The organism is Nonomuraea sp. NPDC049637 (genome assembly GCF_040675235.1).
Classification (GTDB): Bacteria; Actinomycetota; Actinomycetes; order Streptosporangiales; family Streptosporangiaceae; genus Nonomuraea.
Window position 1 is genome coordinate 43,034 of sequence record NZ_JBFAOM010000017.1, and the last position, 14,679, is coordinate 57,712.

Sequence of the window (14,679 nt, forward strand, 5' to 3'; positions counted from 1 at the left end):
GCAACTCAAAGTTGCGATGCGCTGGTCCCCTTCCTCTGAGGTGGCACATCATGCACAGCCCTCCCGCCTGGACCTTCCACGCCATCCCCGACCAGACCGGCCGGGTCGTGGTGGTGACCGGAGCCAACAGCGGCATCGGCTACATCACCGCCCGCGAACTGGCCCGCCGCGGCGCGCACGTCGTCCTGGCCTGCCGCGACCCCGGACGGGGCCGACGCGCGCTGACCCGCATGCAGGGCGAGGTGCCCCGCGCCCGCCTGGAACTGCGCCAGGTGGACCTGGGCAGCCTGGCCTCCGTCCGCGAGTTCGCCGCCGGGTGGGACCGCGGCCGGCTCGACCTGCTGGTGAACAACGCGGGGGTGGCGATGGTGCCGTACGCCCGGACCGCCGACGGGTTCGAGTCGCAGTTCGGCATCAACCACCTGGGCACCTTCGCCCTGACCGGCGTGCTGCTGCCGCATCTGCTCGCCGCGCCCGACCCGCGGGTGGTCACCGTCAGCAGCGAAGGTCAGCGCTTCGCCCGCTTCGACCTGCGCAACCTCAACGCCGAGCGCAGATATCGCACGGCGTTCGCCTACGTGCAGTCCAAGCGGGCCAATCTCTACTTCGCCATGGAGTTGCAGCGCCGGGCCGACGCTGCCGGGCTGCGGCTGCGCAGCATGGCCGTCGCCCCCGGGCTCACCCGCACCAACGTGCTCACCGGCGGCGCCAACAGCGGCAGAGGACGACTGTACGCGACCGTCACGCGCCTGCTGGTGCGCGCAGCCTTCCGCCCGACGTCAGAAGGGGCGAAGACCTCGCTGTACGCGGCGACGGTACCGGACCTGTCCGGCGGCAGCTACATCGTTCCAGACGGGCCGCTGCAACTGCGCGGCGAGCCCGTACGCCGCACCCGCGAACGCGCCATCCGCGACACCGACACGGCCGCTCACCTGTGGCAACTGTCCGAACGCCTGACCGGAGTCACCTACGCCCTACCAGCGTGCACGGCGACCAGCCGTACTGACCACAGAGGTTAGGCCCGGGGCGGTGGCACTCCCCGCCACTGTTCCGGGTGTCGTCAGGCGTCGCGCCGCTTCGCCGTCACGACGGCGATCGCGAGGAGGACGAGGCCGAAGGCCACGTAGTAGGCGAGGGCCCACCACGGGCCGAGCAGCGACGTCGACGGAGGTGGGGCGGGTGGGCCTGGGGGTGCCGCGGCGGGATCCGGAACGCCGATGAGGAACTGCTTGCCGACGTTGAACGGGAGCCGCCGGTGGATGTCGGCGCCGATGCCGGGGATCGCCGGGACGAGCGACTCGGCGAACATCGCATGCCCAGCAGCAGGGTCAGGGCGGCGGCGGTGTGCCTGACGAGCGCGCCGACCGCGACCGCCATGACGGCGGCGACCGCGTAGTAGGCGGCGATGCCGGCCACGTTCCGCCAGTCGGCCCCCGTGTCCAGGGCGAGGTCGGCCTCCGGCGCCAGCAGGGCCGCGGCGCCGAGCGACCCGAACGCGGAGACCAGGCCGAGCGCGCCGGCCGCGGCAGCGGCCACGGACGCCTTGGCGGCGAGCACCGAGCCGCGTCTCGGCACGGCGTGGAAGGTCGCCTTGATGGTGCCGTAACGGTACTCGGTGGTGATCGAGGCCATCGCCAGCGCCAGGATGGGCGCGATGCCGAGCTGGAAACCCGCCTGGCTGACGCCGACGGTGATCGCCGCGGCATCTCCCGCGCCGCCCGCCGCCAGCGCGGCGAAGGCGATGGGGACGACCACCGCGCCGGAGGCTCAGTTCGTGCAGCACGACCCCGTTCGCGGCGCAGGCCTCGCCGATCACGGAGCTGGGCGCGCCGGTGACGATCAGCGCGTCGTCCTCGACGCGGACCCTGGCCCCCGGACGCTCCAGCAGCGCTCGCAACCTGGCGGCGTCCGGCGTGCGGACCCGGACACTCGTCTCGGTCGCCTGGGCGGCGAACTCTGGCCGCCGCCGCCCGCATGGCGGCCCTGCCCGGCGCGCCGAAGGTCGTCATGCTCACCACGTTCGACCTCGACGAGTACGTGCACGAAGCGCTGCGGGCCGGGGCCGTCGGGTTCCTGCTGAAGGACACCCCGCCGCGTGACCTCGCGGCCGCCGTCCGCACGGTGGCCGCCGGGAACGCCATGCTCGCCCCCACCGTGACCAGGCGGCTCATCAGCGCGTTCGCCGAACGGCGGCAGCCCTCCAGGATCGACGCCGCCCGCAGGCTCCTCGGCGGGCTGACCGACCGCGAGCACGAAGTCGTCCTCGCCGTCGCCCGCGGCCTGTCCAACCGGCAGATCGGCCGCGAGCTGTCCATGACCGAGACGACCGTCAAGGCACATGTCAGCCGCGCGCCGGCCAAGCTGCGCCTCGGCAACCGGGTGCAGGCGGCGGTCCTGGTCCACGAGGCCGCCCTCCTCTGACCCGTGGACCCGCAGGTGGACGGGTGCGTCAGCGCCCCACGGGCGGGACGCAGATCCGGGAGTCGTTGTCGACCCGCCGGGTGTGCCCCCGGGCGTCGAGGTACTCCAGGAGCGGTACGGCGACGCGGCGGCTCGTGCCCAGGGCGGTGCGGGCCTGGCTGACGGTGAAGGGCGCGGGCAGCGTGCTCAGCACGGCGACCGCCAGCTCCGGCGCGTCCGGCAGGAGGACGACGTTCCTCCCGATGTGCAGCAGCGCCGCCGCGCGCATGGCCGCGCCGAGGGCGGCGCCGGTCAGCCGCAGCTCGGTCAGGCGCTCGGCGGTGGGGGCGTCGAAGGGACGGCCGGCGAGGTCGCTCCGCAGCCGGGCGACGGCCTGTTCGACCTGCGGCGGCATCGGCGCCCGCGCCCGGTCGCCGTTGACGAGCACCCCTGCTCTGATCGTCAGCGGCTCGGCGACCAGCGCCCGTGCCAGCCGCCGGTCGGGCAGGCCGAGCAGCCGGGCGGCGGCCTCCACCGTGATCCCCTGGTCGTGTTGCGACACCTGCTCGCTCAGGCGGCGCCGCAGCTCGGACCAGTGGCCGGGGTCGGCGAACCAGTCGCCCGTCACCGGCGGCCCGTCAGGGGCGGCGCCCATCGCGGTCAGCTCGGCCCGGCTCAGCAGTCCGTGCCAGCGCAGCAGGTCGGCGGCGGCGGGCACGGTGACGCCGGCGAGCGCGGCCCCTCTGACCGCCGCGGCTCCCCGTCGCCGCAGGGGGGCCGGCCGCACGTCGAGGACGCGCACCCCCGCCACGATCATCCGGCGGCCGGGATCGCGGAGCAGGCCGTGGTCACCGCCCCTGAGCGGCAGGGGCCGGGCGAGGGTGAGACGGGCCGTGCCCGCGCCGAGAGGGCGCACCCGGGCCGGAACGGCGGCGGAGCCCAGATGGAAGACGAGTTCCCGGCCGACGTCCGCGCCGGGCTCCAGGCGCACGTCCGCCGACTGGGTGGTGATCCAGGAGTCCGGGGTCAGCAGCGGGGTGCCGCGTTGCAGCGCGTCCCGATCGGCGCCCCTGACGTTGACGGCGACGCGAGCCGTCGCCGGCACCGCGTCCCGCCGCTGGTTGAGCGTCTGAAGGCCGCGGACCTGGAGCCGGTGCGACCCGGCGAGCAGTTCGTCGCCCACCCGCAGCGTGCCGTGCGTGAGCGTGCCGGTGACGACGGTCCCGGCCCCGGTGACGGTGAACGCCCGATCGATCCACAACCGCACCGGGCCGTCCCGGCGCGGTTCCGGGAGGCCGGCCGCGAGCCGGTCGAGCGCGGCGGACAACTCGGGCAGGCCCTGGCCGGTCCGGGCGCTGACGGGGACGGCGTCGATCCCCGACAGGCTCGTCCCTTCCAGGTGGAGGCGGGCCTCCTCCAGCGCCGGTCCGGGATCGGCGAGGTCGGTGCGGGTGACCACCAGCAGGCCGTGCCGCACGTCCAGGGCGTGCAGGGCGGCCAGGTGCTCGGCGGACTGGGCCCGCCACCCCTCGTCCGCCGCCACCACGAACATGACCGCGGGGCACGGGCCGACGCCGGCGAGCATGTTGGTGACGAACCGCTCATGCCCGGGAACGTCGACGAACGCCACCTGCCGGCCGGAGCCGAGCGTGGCCCAGGCGAAGCCGAGGTCGATGGTCATGCCGCGGCGTCGTTCCTCGGCCCAGCGGTCAGGCTCCATCCCGGTGAGCGCGCGGACCAGGGCCGACTTGCCGTGGTCCACGTGCCCGGCGGTGGCGATCACCCACATGCGCGCTCGGCGGCCGTCGGCCTCGGGTCGGTGCCCGGTTCGCCCGGACCCCGCGGCCGGGTGAGGGCGGCGGGACGGCTCACCCTCAGCCCGTCCGCGATCCACGCCTGGAAGCCGCCGATCACGTCGGTGGCGTTGGCCAGCCCGATCTGCCTGAGGGCCGAGGCGGCGAGGCTGGAGGAGTATCCCTCGTCGCACAGGATGATCCAGCGGATCTGCGCCGAGGTGGCCTCGGGGATTCGCGCGTCGCAACGGGGATCGAGCCGCCACTCCAGGTGGTTGCGTTCGATCACGATGGCGCCGGGCACCTCGCCGCCGCTGCGCCGCTGGAACTCCGGGCGGGTGTCCACGATGTAGGCCTCACCACGACTCGCCGCGGCGAAGGCCTCGGCAGGCGGCAGGCGGCGCAGCCCGGCACGTGCCCGAGCCAGTAACGCGTCGATGCTCAGCAGGACTCCAGGGGGTGAGGTCTGGCGGAGGCGGACGGGAATCGAACCCGCCGCGCCGAGATGCTCGGCGCCATCGGTTTTGAAGACCGAGGGGGCCACCAGGCACCCGGACGCCTCCGCTGGTGATCTTAGCCCGCTCCGGGGCTCCGATTGAAGATCCTTCTTGCGCCGAGCCCCTCACCGGCAGCCGATGACCACGGCGCCGAAGGTGATCCACTGGCGTCTGGCCACCTCCGGCGACGAGGTGTACAACTGGATAATGATCTTCAAAGGTGTACGCAGGGGATCGATCTGGGCGGCGGTGGTGGCGCTGCTGCCGTCCTTGACCGCTTGTGCCGCCGGGGAGGCCGACGCGCGAACGGCGGCGCAGTCGTCCGGCCGGCCGGGAAGCCTGGCGAATCCGCGGGTGCTGAACTGCGCGAACCGCAACGGCGAGTTCCCCGGAGAGAAGACGGCGAGCCGCGCGGCCGAGCCGGACGACCTCGTGGTGGGGCCCTTGCTCATCCCCGGGCTGCTCGCGTGGGGCGACGCCCGGGCCGAGCAGTACGGGAGCGGCCACAAGTTCAAGGTCGGCGCGCTGGTCAGGAAGGGCAAGACGATCACGGTGTCCATCCCGGCGAAGTTCCACGACAGCGCGGGCCTGCTCTACTCCGAGCCGTCCAGGAACGCCCGCACCCCGGCCGAGGCCGATCACTCGGTGTCCTTCACCGCGTGCTCCGACCACGACACGATGTTCGTCGGCGGCTTCTACGTGAAGGAGCCCAGGTGCGTCCCGCTGGAGTTCCGGGTGCCGGGCGAGCCCGTCGTCCGGCGTGAGATCTCCTTCTTCAACGGCGCCTGCTGACCTTCGACGCGCCGCCCGCGCGAGCGGCGGGCGGCGCGTCAGCCCAGGAACGACGAAGCGACGACGCCGGCGAAGGCGACCGTGAGCAGGCCCAGCATCAGCCGCCTGACCGGCTTCTCCTTCTCCATGAGCCAGTCGATCAGCCACATCGGCTCAGGGATCTCCACCAGGTCCTTCGACGGCGGCACGATCGCGACCAGCGCGAAGCCCGGCCAGGTGAAGCCGATCGCGTAGGCGAGACCCGCCCACCACGGCACCAGCCCGAACAGCGTGACGCCGAGCGCCGCCCAGGTGAGCGAGGTGACCCTGAACGTGGTCAGGACCAGGCCGGTGTCCAGCCCCCACAGGAGCGCGCCCCTGGCCGGGCCGAACCGGTAGAAGTGCTGCTGCGGAGTCTGGCGCCGCCACATGGGCGTGCGCAGCCCGAACAGGCCGGAGTCGATGACCAGGCAGGCGAGCATCACCGTCGCCGCGGCGAGCTTGGCGCCCGTCCCCGGCATTCCGCCGAACAGGCCGGAGCCGAGCAGATGCACCAGCCCGTACGCGAGCGGCGCGGAGAGGCTGAAGCCGAGCATGAGCATGAGGATCGGCCGGTACATGGGCTTCTCCCCGGGAACTCTCCCCTGGACCAGGGGGCGGAGGTATCCGACGAAAGAAAGGCCTCAAAAGCTGAACAACTGCGCGAAGCCCGCGCTCGCGACGAGCAGGAGCAGCGCGAAGGTCAGCCAGGTGTCAAAGGACACGACATCCTCCATCCGGAGTGGCCGGCCGCGGACGTCGCGCCGGACCGGCCACCCGGTCGCTGTCAGCAGCCGTTGGCGTTGACGGTCCAGCCGGCCGAGCAGATGAACGGGCCCGAACCACAGTCGGCGCCCTTGGTGCACTCACCGCAGGCGTACTTCCGCTGGTACGGCGCCGAGCCGCTACAGCACTGCCACACCTTCATGCTGTAGCCGGACGGGCAGACGTACTGCCCGCTGCTGTTGGTCTTGCAGAAAGTGTTGGGAAGTGCGAGGTTGCAGCAGCGCCAGTTGCCCGCCGCCGCCGGCTTGGTCATCAGGGTCGCGCCCGCGACAGCGCCGATGGCCGCGACACCGACCCTGCCCATCCAGCCGAGGAATCCGCGCCGGCCCGACGCGTCGGGTCCGTCCGACATTTTGTTGAGATGATCCATGCTGGCCCTCTCTGGCCGTGGGGTGAAATCGGATCAGTGCCGTACGGAGGGCTTGCCGGCCAGGTGGTGCTTGTAGGGAACAGGGGCGGCCGCGTACATCTGCCTGACCGTCGGCACCGTGTGGGCCCGTGTCAGCTTCCCCTCGGTGACGTGGAGTGCGACGGGTGTGATGTCGAGCCCGATGCTGCCGACGATGCTCTCGTCCTCGTCGAGGACGACCCGGTCGCCGTACAGTCCGAACTCGGCGATGAACTCGTTGCCGTCCCCGGACACCGGGACGACCACGACCCACATCGATGGCGGCACCGCTCCCCCACGCAGCGCCGACGCCAGGTTGTGGCAGGTCTCGCACTTGTTGGACAGGAACAGCACCATGGCCCGCTCGGCCTCGTCGAGGGCCGCCGGCAGGCCGAAGCGGCTCGGCGGGGCACCCTCCAGGGTTCCCAGCTCCACCGGGGTGGGCTTGTCCTCCATGTCGAGGTAGCCCCGGATCTGCTTGACCTGCTGGAAGAGCTCCACCTGCGCGCCGATCTGGACGAACAGCACCACGGCCAGCAGGCAGATCACGATGAGCAGCACCGTCGTCATGCGGCGTGCACCTCCGCTTCGGGTTGGGTGGGGTCGGGAAGCACCATCCGGTCCTCCCGCAGCGGGCGCAACAGGCGCAGTTCGGCCCTCAGCTTCCAGGCGACCATGGCCAGCAGCGCCACGGCCAGGCCGAGCAGGCCCTCCTGCCCGGTCCAGGTCGGCGGGTTCGCCTCGGCCAGCACGACGAGCGCCAGCCACAGCGGGAGGTACAGCACCTGGCGCCAGCCGAGCACCGCGCCGCCGTTCCCGAAACAACCGCACTTGATCTTCTCGCCACGGCTCAGCGCGCGGATCCCGGCGCCGGCGAACGCCAGCGACAGCAGCACGATGAGCACGCGGGGCCACAAGGCGGACGGCGCCACCGTCAGGCCGATCACGGCCAGCATCTCGACGGCGATCACCGCGATCGCGGCATGCCTTCCCAGAGCCGCCGGGCCGAGTTGTGCGATGGTCCGGCCGAGTTCGCGGTGGGTTATGGTCTTTGACAGTGTCGCTATCAGGAAAACCACGATGAGTATGACCTGAGCAGCGGCTCCGGTCGCAACTGCCGCATTCAGATTCATCCGTCGCTCCCGTCAGGGTCGGATGAACGAAAAGTATGGTACCGGCCTTAAATGATCAACTCTTGACAAGATCGATTTCGCGGGATAGCCGGGAATTCACGGATTGACCCCGGCGAGCAGATCGTCGTCACCCACGGCACCGCGAACGTCGCCACCGCCGCCCCGATGCGCGCGCGTCCCCGACCCCGCCATCACCCGGCCGACCGCGCGATCCCAGTCCGGAGCCGGGACCGCCTGACCCTGCTCATGAACGGCCGGCGTACCGGCACGCGCCTCCCTTGACCCAGAATTCGCATATGTCGCCTGTTCCGCTCACCCCTTCGGATCCGCACCGGCTCGGTGACTACTGGCTGGCCAGACGGCTCGGCGCAGGCGGGCAGGGCGTGGTCTACGAGGCCTACGACGAGACGGGCCGGCGGGTGGCGGTCAAGGTGCCCAGGCTGAGCGACGCCGCCTCGCGCGCCCGGCTCAGCAAGGAGGCGGCGGCCGCCCAGCGGGTGTCGTCGTTCTGTACGGCCCGGGTGATCGAGGCCAGAACCGACGTCGCCGAGCCGTACATCGTCAGCGAGTACGTGCCCGGACCCACGCTGCGCCAGGTCGTCACCGAGGCCGGGCCGTACGCAGGCGACGCGCTGCGGCGGCTGGCCATCGGCGTCGCCACCGCGCTGACGGCCATTCACGAGGCGGGCGTCGTCCACCGCGACCTCAAGCCGGACAACATCATCCTGGGCCCCGGCGGACCGAGGGTGATCGACTTCGGGGTGGCCCGGGAGGCCGGGCCGCTGACGACGACCGGTCCGATCATGGGCACGCCCAACTACATGGCGCCGGAGGTCTTCACGGGGAGCGGGGCCGCGGCGGCCGCCGACCTGTGGGCCTGGGCGCTGGTCGTCCTGTTCGCCGCGCTCGGCCGCGACCCGATCCCGGGGCAGGAGCCGCTGTCGGTGGTCAACACCGTGCTCGGCTTCCGGCCCGATCCCGGCGTGCTGCCCGAGCCGCTCGACGGGCTGGTCACGGCGGCGACCTCCAGGAATCCGGACGAACGGCCCTCGGCCAGAACAGTGCTGCTCGGCCTGCTCGACGTCCGCGACGACGTCCACCATGACGCCCGCGCCGACGTCCACCACGACGCCCGCGACGGCGGCCGGCTGGACGACCGGCTGCTGGCGGCGGGCGGCGACGCCGCCGCGGCGGTGCGGGCGCCGCTACCGGCCGAGCCCGATCTGGGCACCATCGCGGAGGAGCTGTTCGGAGAGCTCTCCGACGGCGAGCGGACCCTCGCACCTGATCTCTTCCTCCGGATGGTGGGCCTCACGGAGGAGGACGGCGAGACCGTCAGGCACGTCCCCCGCGACGAGCTTGAGGCGACGGGACCGGCCGAGTCGCTGTTGTCCCTGTACGTGGCCGCCGGCCTCATCACCGAGGTCGACTCCGCCTACACCCTGGCCAGCCCGGCCCTGATGCAGGCCTGGCCGCGGCTGCGGCACTGGGTGGCGGACAACCGCGAGGGCCTGCACGTCCACCGGCGGCTCACCGCGGCCGCCCGGTTCTGGGACGAGCACGGCCGCAAGCCCGCCGACCTGCTGCGCGGCTCCGGCCTCGACAGAACGCTGGGCTGGGCTTCCGCCGAGCGCCGGGACATCGCGCTGCGGGCGCTGGAGCGCGAGTTCCTCGATGTCTCAGCCAAGCAGGCCAGGCGGCAGTCCAAGCGCCGCGGCCTGATCGCGGTCACGCTCGTCGTCCTGCTCGTGGCGACGCTCGGCGGGCTCGGCCTGGCGGAGCACCTGCGGGAGGTCTCCAGCCGCCAGCGCGACGAGGCGACGGCCCGGTCGCTCCTGCTGCGCGCGGCCGACCTGCGCCGGCGGGACCCCCGGCTCGCGATGCGGCTGAGCGTGGCGGCATGGCGGCTCAGCCCCTCGATCCCCCAGTCGCGCGGCGGTCTGTACGACTCCCTGTCGGACGACGGACTCGACTCGTTCACCGATCCGGACGTGACCGCCGGCACCGTCTACGCGACCAGCCGGGACGGGCGCACGCTGGTGAGCGTCCGGGCCGGTCTGGTGAGGATCTGGGACGTACGCGAACACCGGAAGGTTCGCGAGTTCCCGGGCGTGAGCCCTACGGCGGTGATGGGGGCGCTGAGTCCCGACGGCCGAGTCCTGGCGGTCCAGGACGACCACGAGGTGCGGTTGTGGGACGTCCCGACCGGCACGGCGATGGGGAACGGCTTCGCCGGCGGAGCAAGTCAGGGCAACGCGGGCAGATTGGCGTTCGACCCCGCCGGACGGTTCCTCGCCGTCCCCGACCTCTCGCGCAGCCGCACCGGCGCGCACTGGTGGGACGTGGCCACCCGTCGCCAGATCCGCGCCGGCTCCGGCGCGGGCGTGGACGCCGTGAACGCCGACGGCACCCTGGGCGTCGTCTACTCCACCGGAGGCGGACGGGCGGAGCTGTGGGCGCTGAAGACGAACCGAGCGCTCCGGGCGGACTGGCTGCCTCGGAAGAAGGACGTCCAGAGCGCCGTGTTCAGTGAGGACGGCCGGGCACTGGCCGTCACGGCCGCCGTCCCGCATCCGCCTGGTCAGGCTGGTGTGGCGGGAAACAGGCTCCTGTTGCGAAGCGTGCCCTCGGGAGCCGCGCTCAAGGGGGACGGAGGGGGGCCGGCAGGCAAGATCTACTCCTTCGGCTACGGCGACCGGTTCCTCGCCTACGAAGGTGAGGGGGCGAAGAGCCTGACCGTGATGCGACTCAGCGACGGCCAGATGGTCCTGCAGCGCGAACTCGGCGCGCCGATCGACCAGGTCCGTTTCGACGAGCCGGACCACGTCATGAGGGTCCGCCTGACGGGCACCGTGTCGACGATGGACCTGCGGAGCCTGGACGACCGCCCCGCGCTGCCCGGAACGACTGGCGGAAGGGCCCTCCTCGGGCCCGGGGGGCGGGTGCTCGCCCTGTACGGAGCCGGCCGGGTGCGGTTGTGGGACGTGGCCCGCCGGAGAAGTCTCGGTCCGCCGATCGACGTGGGCGAAGGGACGTTGCACCGCCCTGCGCTCGCTTTCAGCAGGGATGGGAGAAGACTCGCCATCGGCGGCACGCCACGGATGGCCGGGTCCCCTGTCGGGGTGATGATCGTGGACACGTCCACGGCCCTGCCGGTCAGCTCTTTCGGGGTCGCGAACAAGCAGGCGAACAGCGTCGACGGTCTCGCCTTCAGTCCTGACGGCGCCACGCTCGCAGTCGCCCCCGCCCGCGAGGCCGTGGACGGGGCCATGCCCTTCCCGCTCGAACTGTGGACTCTGTCCTCCTCCACCGTGCGGACGGTGAAGGACGTGCACGGGTCGGCGAACATGGCCTTCCGTCCTGACGGAAAGCTGCTGGTGGCCGGGTTCGCACCGGAGATCACGCTGGTGGATCCGCTGCGCGGCGCCCGGTTGCCGCGGCCGGAAGGGGCGGGAAGCCTGCCCGGCGGACCGTACGCGTTCAGCCCTGACGGTGGGCGCGTGGCCGTCAGCATGGAGGCCGAGCCGCTGTCGCTCTGGAGTCCGGATTTCACCGGCACCAGCGGCCTCCGGTTCCCGGCCGTGGGTGACGGCGGGATCTACACCCTTGTCTGGTCCGCGGACGGACGGACCATCGCCACGTACGCGGCCGGCGACAGAATCCGGCTGTGGGACGCGGACACCCGGCAACCCCTGGGGACGATCTTCGACGGCCATGTCGACGTGGGCTTCGAGAGCAGCGCGACGCTGGCGTTCAGCGCGGACGGCCGGACGTTGTTCAGCGCCACGCCGGACGGCGTGGTGCGCGCGCATCCCCTCGACGGCGAGCGAGCCGCCACGGCGGTCTGCGACCGGGCACGCGGACCGTTGAGCCCCGCGGAGTGGAAGAGACACCTCCGCGAGATCGAGTACGTCAACACCTGCGAATAGGCCACCGTCCGATCAGACGGGCCGCGACGACCCAGGCGATGCCGGCTCCCGCTGGTCACGCGGAGGGGACGTCGAGCGTTCGCAGGAAGTCCTGGAGCGCGCCGATGAAACCCGCCGGGTCCTGGAGGTGCACGAAGTGGTCACCGTGGAGGGTCACCAGCCGGGTGTGCGGCCGCCGCTCGGCCATCTCGTGCGCCTGACCGCAGGTGATCGGGCTGTTCTCGCCTACCACAAGCAGCGCGGGGACGTCGGTCGCCAGCCAGTCGGCCCAGTGGTCGCCCCAGTTGGAGCGTTCCGACTCGACCGTGTCGCGGGGATGGAACGGCAGGCGCCAGCGGCCGTCCGGCAGGTGCCGCAGGCGGCCCGCGAACATCGGACCCGCTGCGCCGAGCCCGGCCACCAGCTCGTCACGGGTGGCGGCCTCGTACGGACTGGACAGCAGGAAGTCCAGACGGCTCGGACCTGAGACGACGGCGCCGATCTCCTCGACGACCAGGGCGCGGACGAGCGCCGGGTGACGGGCGGCGAGCTGGTAGGCGTTCAGTCCGCCCAGAGAGTGCCCCAGAGCCACGACCGGGCCGGCGTCCAGGTGCTCCAGCAGGGCCGCGAGGTCGGCGACGTACCCCTCGCGGGAGTAGTCCGCGGCTCGGTCCGACTCGCCGTGCCCTCGCTGGTCGGGCGCGATGACCCGCCAGTGCGGGCCCAGCTCGGCCGCCAGGCCGCTCCACGTCGCGCCCTGGTCGAGATGTCCGTGCAGGGCCAGCAGGGGCCGGCCGGGGCCGCCGAAGTCGAGGTAGGACAGGTGGCGTCCGTCCAGTTCCAGTGCTGCGCGTACCGGGGTGGGGATCGCGCTCGGCATCTCGGTGCTCCGCTCGTCTCGGTCTCCGGCCAGGGGTTCCGGCTGGATGTGTGCACCGTAGACTGCGCAGGTGCCCACGGCCAAGCGCGCCCTAGTGCAGCTGGTTCAAGTGGGATGATGAAGCCGGATCAACGGCCAGCCCGAGCTTGGGTGCACTAGTGCGGCCCCATGGAGGGAGTTCTGTGACGAGCCCTGCCGAGTCCTCCGCCGATCCGCCCTTCCTGCGCATCGCCGCCGAGCTGCGCCGACGCATCGAAGGCGGCGAGCTCCGCCCCGGTGATCTGCTGCCCTCCACGCGGCAGATCGTCCGGGAGTTCGGCGTCGCCATGGCCACGGCCAGCAAGGCGCTGACCGCCCTGCGGCAGGCCGGCCTGGCGCGGCCGGTTCCCGGGATCGGCACGGTCGTCGACACCCCGGGCGTCTCCCCGAGGACGCCGCACGACCGCAGACGTCCGGCGGCGTCCTTGGACCGGGGCCGGATCGTCCGCGCGGGGTCGGCCATCGCGGATGCCGAGGGGCTGGCCGCACTGTCCATGCGCCGCCTCGCCGCCGAGCTGGACGTCACCACCATGGCCCTCTACCGCCACGTGGCCGGCAGAGAGCAGCTGATCCTGCTCATGGCCGACGCCGCCTTCGGCGAGTTCCCGCTTCCGGCGCCCCTTCCGCCCGGCTGGCGCCACCGTCTGGAGACGGCGGCCAGGCAGCAGTGGGCCATGTATCGGCGTCACCCGTGGCTGGCTCAGGCCGTCTCCTTCACCCGCCCCCTGCTCGCTCCCCGCGCGATGGTCCACAGCGAGTGGATGATGCGCGCCCTGGACGGGCTCGGCCTGGACCCGGCCACCAGCCTGCACATCCACGCCTGCGTGGCCGCCTACGTCCGAGGGGTGGCCGCGGACCTGGAGTCCGAGGCGGCGGCCGCGGCCCACTCGGGGATCACCGGCGAGCAGTGGATGGACACCCGCGGCACACCGGCGCTGACGGGCCCTTCAGGCGGAACGGCGTTCCCGAACCTCGCCCTCGTCCCCCTTCGTTCGCTCGACCTGGACACCCTGTTCGAGTTCGGGCTCCACCGCCTCCTGGAGGGCATCGCGGCGCTGATCCCCTCGCCGCCCTGACGACGTCGTCCAGGCTCAGATCCCGGCGAGCAACAAGATCGCCGCGACGACGATTCCGCCCTCGATGACCAGCACGAGGGTCCGGGCGTTCATCCGGGCGACGGTTCTCCTGCCCAGCCACGCGCCGGCGACGACGGCCGGGGTGAGCGCCAGGCCGAGGAGGAGCACGTGGACGGACAGCAGGCTGCCCGCACCATAAGCGACGATCTTGGTCAGGTGGATGACCAGGGAGGCGGCAGCCTCGGTGCCGATGTACGCGCTGCCGAGGACGCCCTTGACGAGGAAGAACGGGGCCGCGAGCGGCCCTGCCGCCCCGAACAGGGCTGAGGCGAGTCCGCAACCGGCGCCGACGGCGGCGAACGTCCTGTCGGCCGGCACCGCCGGGGCCGGCCGGAACCGCCGCCAGAGGACGGTGACGACGAGGAACGCGCCGAGCACGCGCTTGAGCGGTTCGACCGGCACGTAGGGCAGCAGGAGACCGCCGGCCAGGGCGAAGGGGACGGCGCCCAGGGCGTACCACGTGATGAGCCGCCACTGGACCGCGCGCCGGTTGAACCAGACGCGGCCGCCGTTGCTGGCCAGCTGAGTCAGTGCGAGGGTGGGCAGGGCCACCTGAAGACCGAACAGGGCGGTGAGCGCGATCAGCATCAACACGCCGCCGCCCACGCCGCCCACCGACGACAGCCAGGCCAGAGCGAAGGCCAGCACCGACGCGGTCAGCAGCGCGGGGACGAGGCCGGCGGACGGCTCGAGAAACGGTGCGCTCTGCCGCGGGATCCCACCGGGCAGATGCTGGATGAACAGGACAACGATCGGGCACACCAGGAGGCCTCTCCGGCTCCCGCGCTCGCGGGAGGCACGACCTCCAGGCTTTTGCCCCTTCAGTTGACCGGTGGCCACCCGAGCCGCCGGCGGTGTCGCTCGGACCAGGCCCGCCGGACCCGCGTGGAACGGGCCCGGCGGCGGAAC

At 72.5% G+C, this 14,679-nt stretch carries 13 protein-coding genes, 1 tRNA gene and 1 pseudogene; 5 read left to right on the forward strand and 10 right to left on the reverse strand.

The window, feature by feature from the left end; translation table 11 throughout:
• Positions 1-50: 50 nt before the first annotated feature.
• Positions 51-1,019: an oxidoreductase gene (locus AB0J71_RS23790; RefSeq protein ID WP_364416027.1), complete on the forward strand. Its 969-nt coding sequence runs from the start codon at positions 51-53 to the stop codon at positions 1,017-1,019.
• Positions 1,020-1,083: 64 nt separating this feature from the next.
• Here AB0J71_RS23790 and AB0J71_RS23795 read toward each other — a convergent pair whose 3' ends face one another.
• Complete coding sequence (locus AB0J71_RS23795) at positions 1,084-1,755, reverse strand: hypothetical protein (RefSeq protein ID WP_364416029.1); 672 nt, start codon at positions 1,753-1,755, stop codon at positions 1,084-1,086.
• A 201-nt stretch (positions 1,756-1,956) separates the two neighbouring features.
• Here AB0J71_RS23795 and AB0J71_RS23800 point away from each other — a divergent pair.
• Positions 1,957-2,421, forward strand: a pseudogene (locus AB0J71_RS23800) (response regulator transcription factor); the annotation flags it as partial.
• A 28-nt stretch (positions 2,422-2,449) separates the two neighbouring features.
• Here the strand turns inward: AB0J71_RS23800 and selB are convergent.
• The 3 genes from selB to AB0J71_RS23815 all read right to left on the reverse strand — a co-directional run bounded on the left by selB (position 2,450) and on the right by AB0J71_RS23815 (position 4,756).
• Positions 2,450-4,189 (reverse strand): selenocysteine-specific translation elongation factor, encoded by a 1,740-nt coding sequence (gene selB, locus AB0J71_RS23805; protein ID WP_364416031.1) that lies wholly within the window; start codon positions 4,187-4,189, stop codon positions 2,450-2,452.
• Positions 4,180-4,680, reverse strand: coding sequence for a rhodanese-like domain-containing protein (locus AB0J71_RS23810; RefSeq protein WP_352327465.1), 501 nt, complete (start codon positions 4,678-4,680; stop codon positions 4,180-4,182). The genes selB and AB0J71_RS23810 overlap by 10 nt, the downstream gene beginning before the upstream one ends.
• Positions 4,661-4,756, reverse strand: a tRNA-Sec gene (locus AB0J71_RS23815). The genes AB0J71_RS23810 and AB0J71_RS23815 overlap by 20 nt, the downstream gene beginning before the upstream one ends.
• 72 nt (positions 4,757-4,828) lie before the next feature.
• Here AB0J71_RS23815 and AB0J71_RS23820 point away from each other — a divergent pair.
• A complete protein-coding gene (locus tag AB0J71_RS23820) occupies positions 4,829-5,482 on the forward strand; it encodes a hypothetical protein (protein ID WP_364389462.1) in 654 nt (217 codons plus the stop codon).
• A 38-nt stretch (positions 5,483-5,520) separates the two neighbouring features.
• Here the strand turns inward: AB0J71_RS23820 and AB0J71_RS23825 are convergent, their stop codons facing one another.
• From AB0J71_RS23825 to AB0J71_RS23840, 4 genes are all read right to left on the reverse strand, one after another.
• Positions 5,521-6,081, reverse strand: a complete 561-nt coding sequence (locus AB0J71_RS23825) for a hypothetical protein (RefSeq protein ID WP_352328425.1) — start codon at positions 6,079-6,081, stop codon at positions 5,521-5,523.
• A gap of 206 nt (positions 6,082-6,287) precedes the next feature.
• Positions 6,288-6,656: a hypothetical protein gene (locus AB0J71_RS23830; protein WP_364389460.1), complete on the reverse strand. Its 369-nt coding sequence runs from the start codon at positions 6,654-6,656 to the stop codon at positions 6,288-6,290.
• 33 nt (positions 6,657-6,689) lie between these two features.
• Positions 6,690-7,244 carry a hypothetical protein gene (locus AB0J71_RS23835; RefSeq protein WP_352328423.1) on the reverse strand — a complete coding sequence of 185 codons (555 nt, stop codon included), beginning with the start codon at positions 7,242-7,244 and terminating at the stop codon, positions 6,690-6,692.
• Complete coding sequence (locus tag AB0J71_RS23840; RefSeq protein WP_352328422.1) at positions 7,241-7,807, reverse strand: MauE/DoxX family redox-associated membrane protein; 567 nt, start codon at positions 7,805-7,807, stop codon at positions 7,241-7,243. The genes AB0J71_RS23835 and AB0J71_RS23840 overlap by 4 nt, the downstream gene beginning before the upstream one ends.
• A gap of 296 nt (positions 7,808-8,103) precedes the next feature.
• On the opposite strand from AB0J71_RS23840, the gene AB0J71_RS23845 reads away from it, so the two are divergent.
• Complete coding sequence (locus AB0J71_RS23845; protein WP_364416033.1) at positions 8,104-11,736, forward strand: serine/threonine-protein kinase; 3,633 nt, start codon at positions 8,104-8,106, stop codon at positions 11,734-11,736.
• A gap of 55 nt (positions 11,737-11,791) precedes the next feature.
• On the opposite strand, the gene AB0J71_RS23850 is transcribed toward AB0J71_RS23845, so the two are convergent.
• Positions 11,792-12,595, reverse strand: a complete 804-nt coding sequence (locus AB0J71_RS23850; protein ID WP_352328420.1) for an alpha/beta hydrolase — start codon at positions 12,593-12,595, stop codon at positions 11,792-11,794.
• Between the two features lie 182 nt (positions 12,596-12,777).
• Between AB0J71_RS23850 and AB0J71_RS23855 the strand changes: the two genes are divergently transcribed.
• Complete coding sequence (locus AB0J71_RS23855) at positions 12,778-13,710, forward strand: TetR/AcrR family transcriptional regulator C-terminal domain-containing protein (RefSeq protein WP_364416035.1); 933 nt, start codon at positions 12,778-12,780, stop codon at positions 13,708-13,710.
• 15 nt (positions 13,711-13,725) lie between these two features.
• Here AB0J71_RS23855 and AB0J71_RS23860 read toward each other — a convergent pair whose 3' ends face one another.
• The gene (locus AB0J71_RS23860; protein ID WP_364416037.1) at positions 13,726-14,532 is read right to left on the reverse strand and encodes a sulfite exporter TauE/SafE family protein; all 807 of its coding nucleotides are present in this window, start codon (positions 14,530-14,532) and stop codon (positions 13,726-13,728) included.
• Positions 14,533-14,679: the final 147 nt, after the last annotated feature.

Excerpts from the sequence above, each read along its gene's own strand:
- AB0J71_RS23835 (WP_352328423.1), bottom strand. The coding sequence starts at position 7,244 with ATGACGACGGTGCTGCTCATCGTGATCTGCCTGCTGGCCGTGGTGCTG.
- AB0J71_RS23845 (WP_364416033.1), top strand. The coding sequence starts at position 8,104 with ATGTCGCCTGTTCCGCTCACCCCTTCGGATCCGCACCGGCTCGGTGAC.
- AB0J71_RS23850 (WP_352328420.1), bottom strand. The coding sequence starts at position 12,595 with ATGCCGAGCGCGATCCCCACCCCGGTACGCGCAGCACTGGAACTGGAC.
- AB0J71_RS23825 (WP_352328425.1), bottom strand. The coding sequence starts at position 6,081 with ATGTACCGGCCGATCCTCATGCTCATGCTCGGCTTCAGCCTCTCCGCG.
- AB0J71_RS23820 (WP_364389462.1), top strand. The coding sequence starts at position 4,829 with ATGACCACGGCGCCGAAGGTGATCCACTGGCGTCTGGCCACCTCCGGC.
- AB0J71_RS23790 (WP_364416027.1), top strand. The coding sequence starts at position 51 with ATGCACAGCCCTCCCGCCTGGACCTTCCACGCCATCCCCGACCAGACC.
- AB0J71_RS23840 (WP_352328422.1), bottom strand. The coding sequence starts at position 7,807 with ATGAATCTGAATGCGGCAGTTGCGACCGGAGCCGCTGCTCAGGTCATA.
- AB0J71_RS23830 (WP_364389460.1), bottom strand. The coding sequence starts at position 6,656 with ATGGATCATCTCAACAAAATGTCGGACGGACCCGACGCGTCGGGCCGG.
- selB (WP_364416031.1), bottom strand. The coding sequence starts at position 4,189 with ATGTGGGTGATCGCCACCGCCGGGCACGTGGACCACGGCAAGTCGGCC.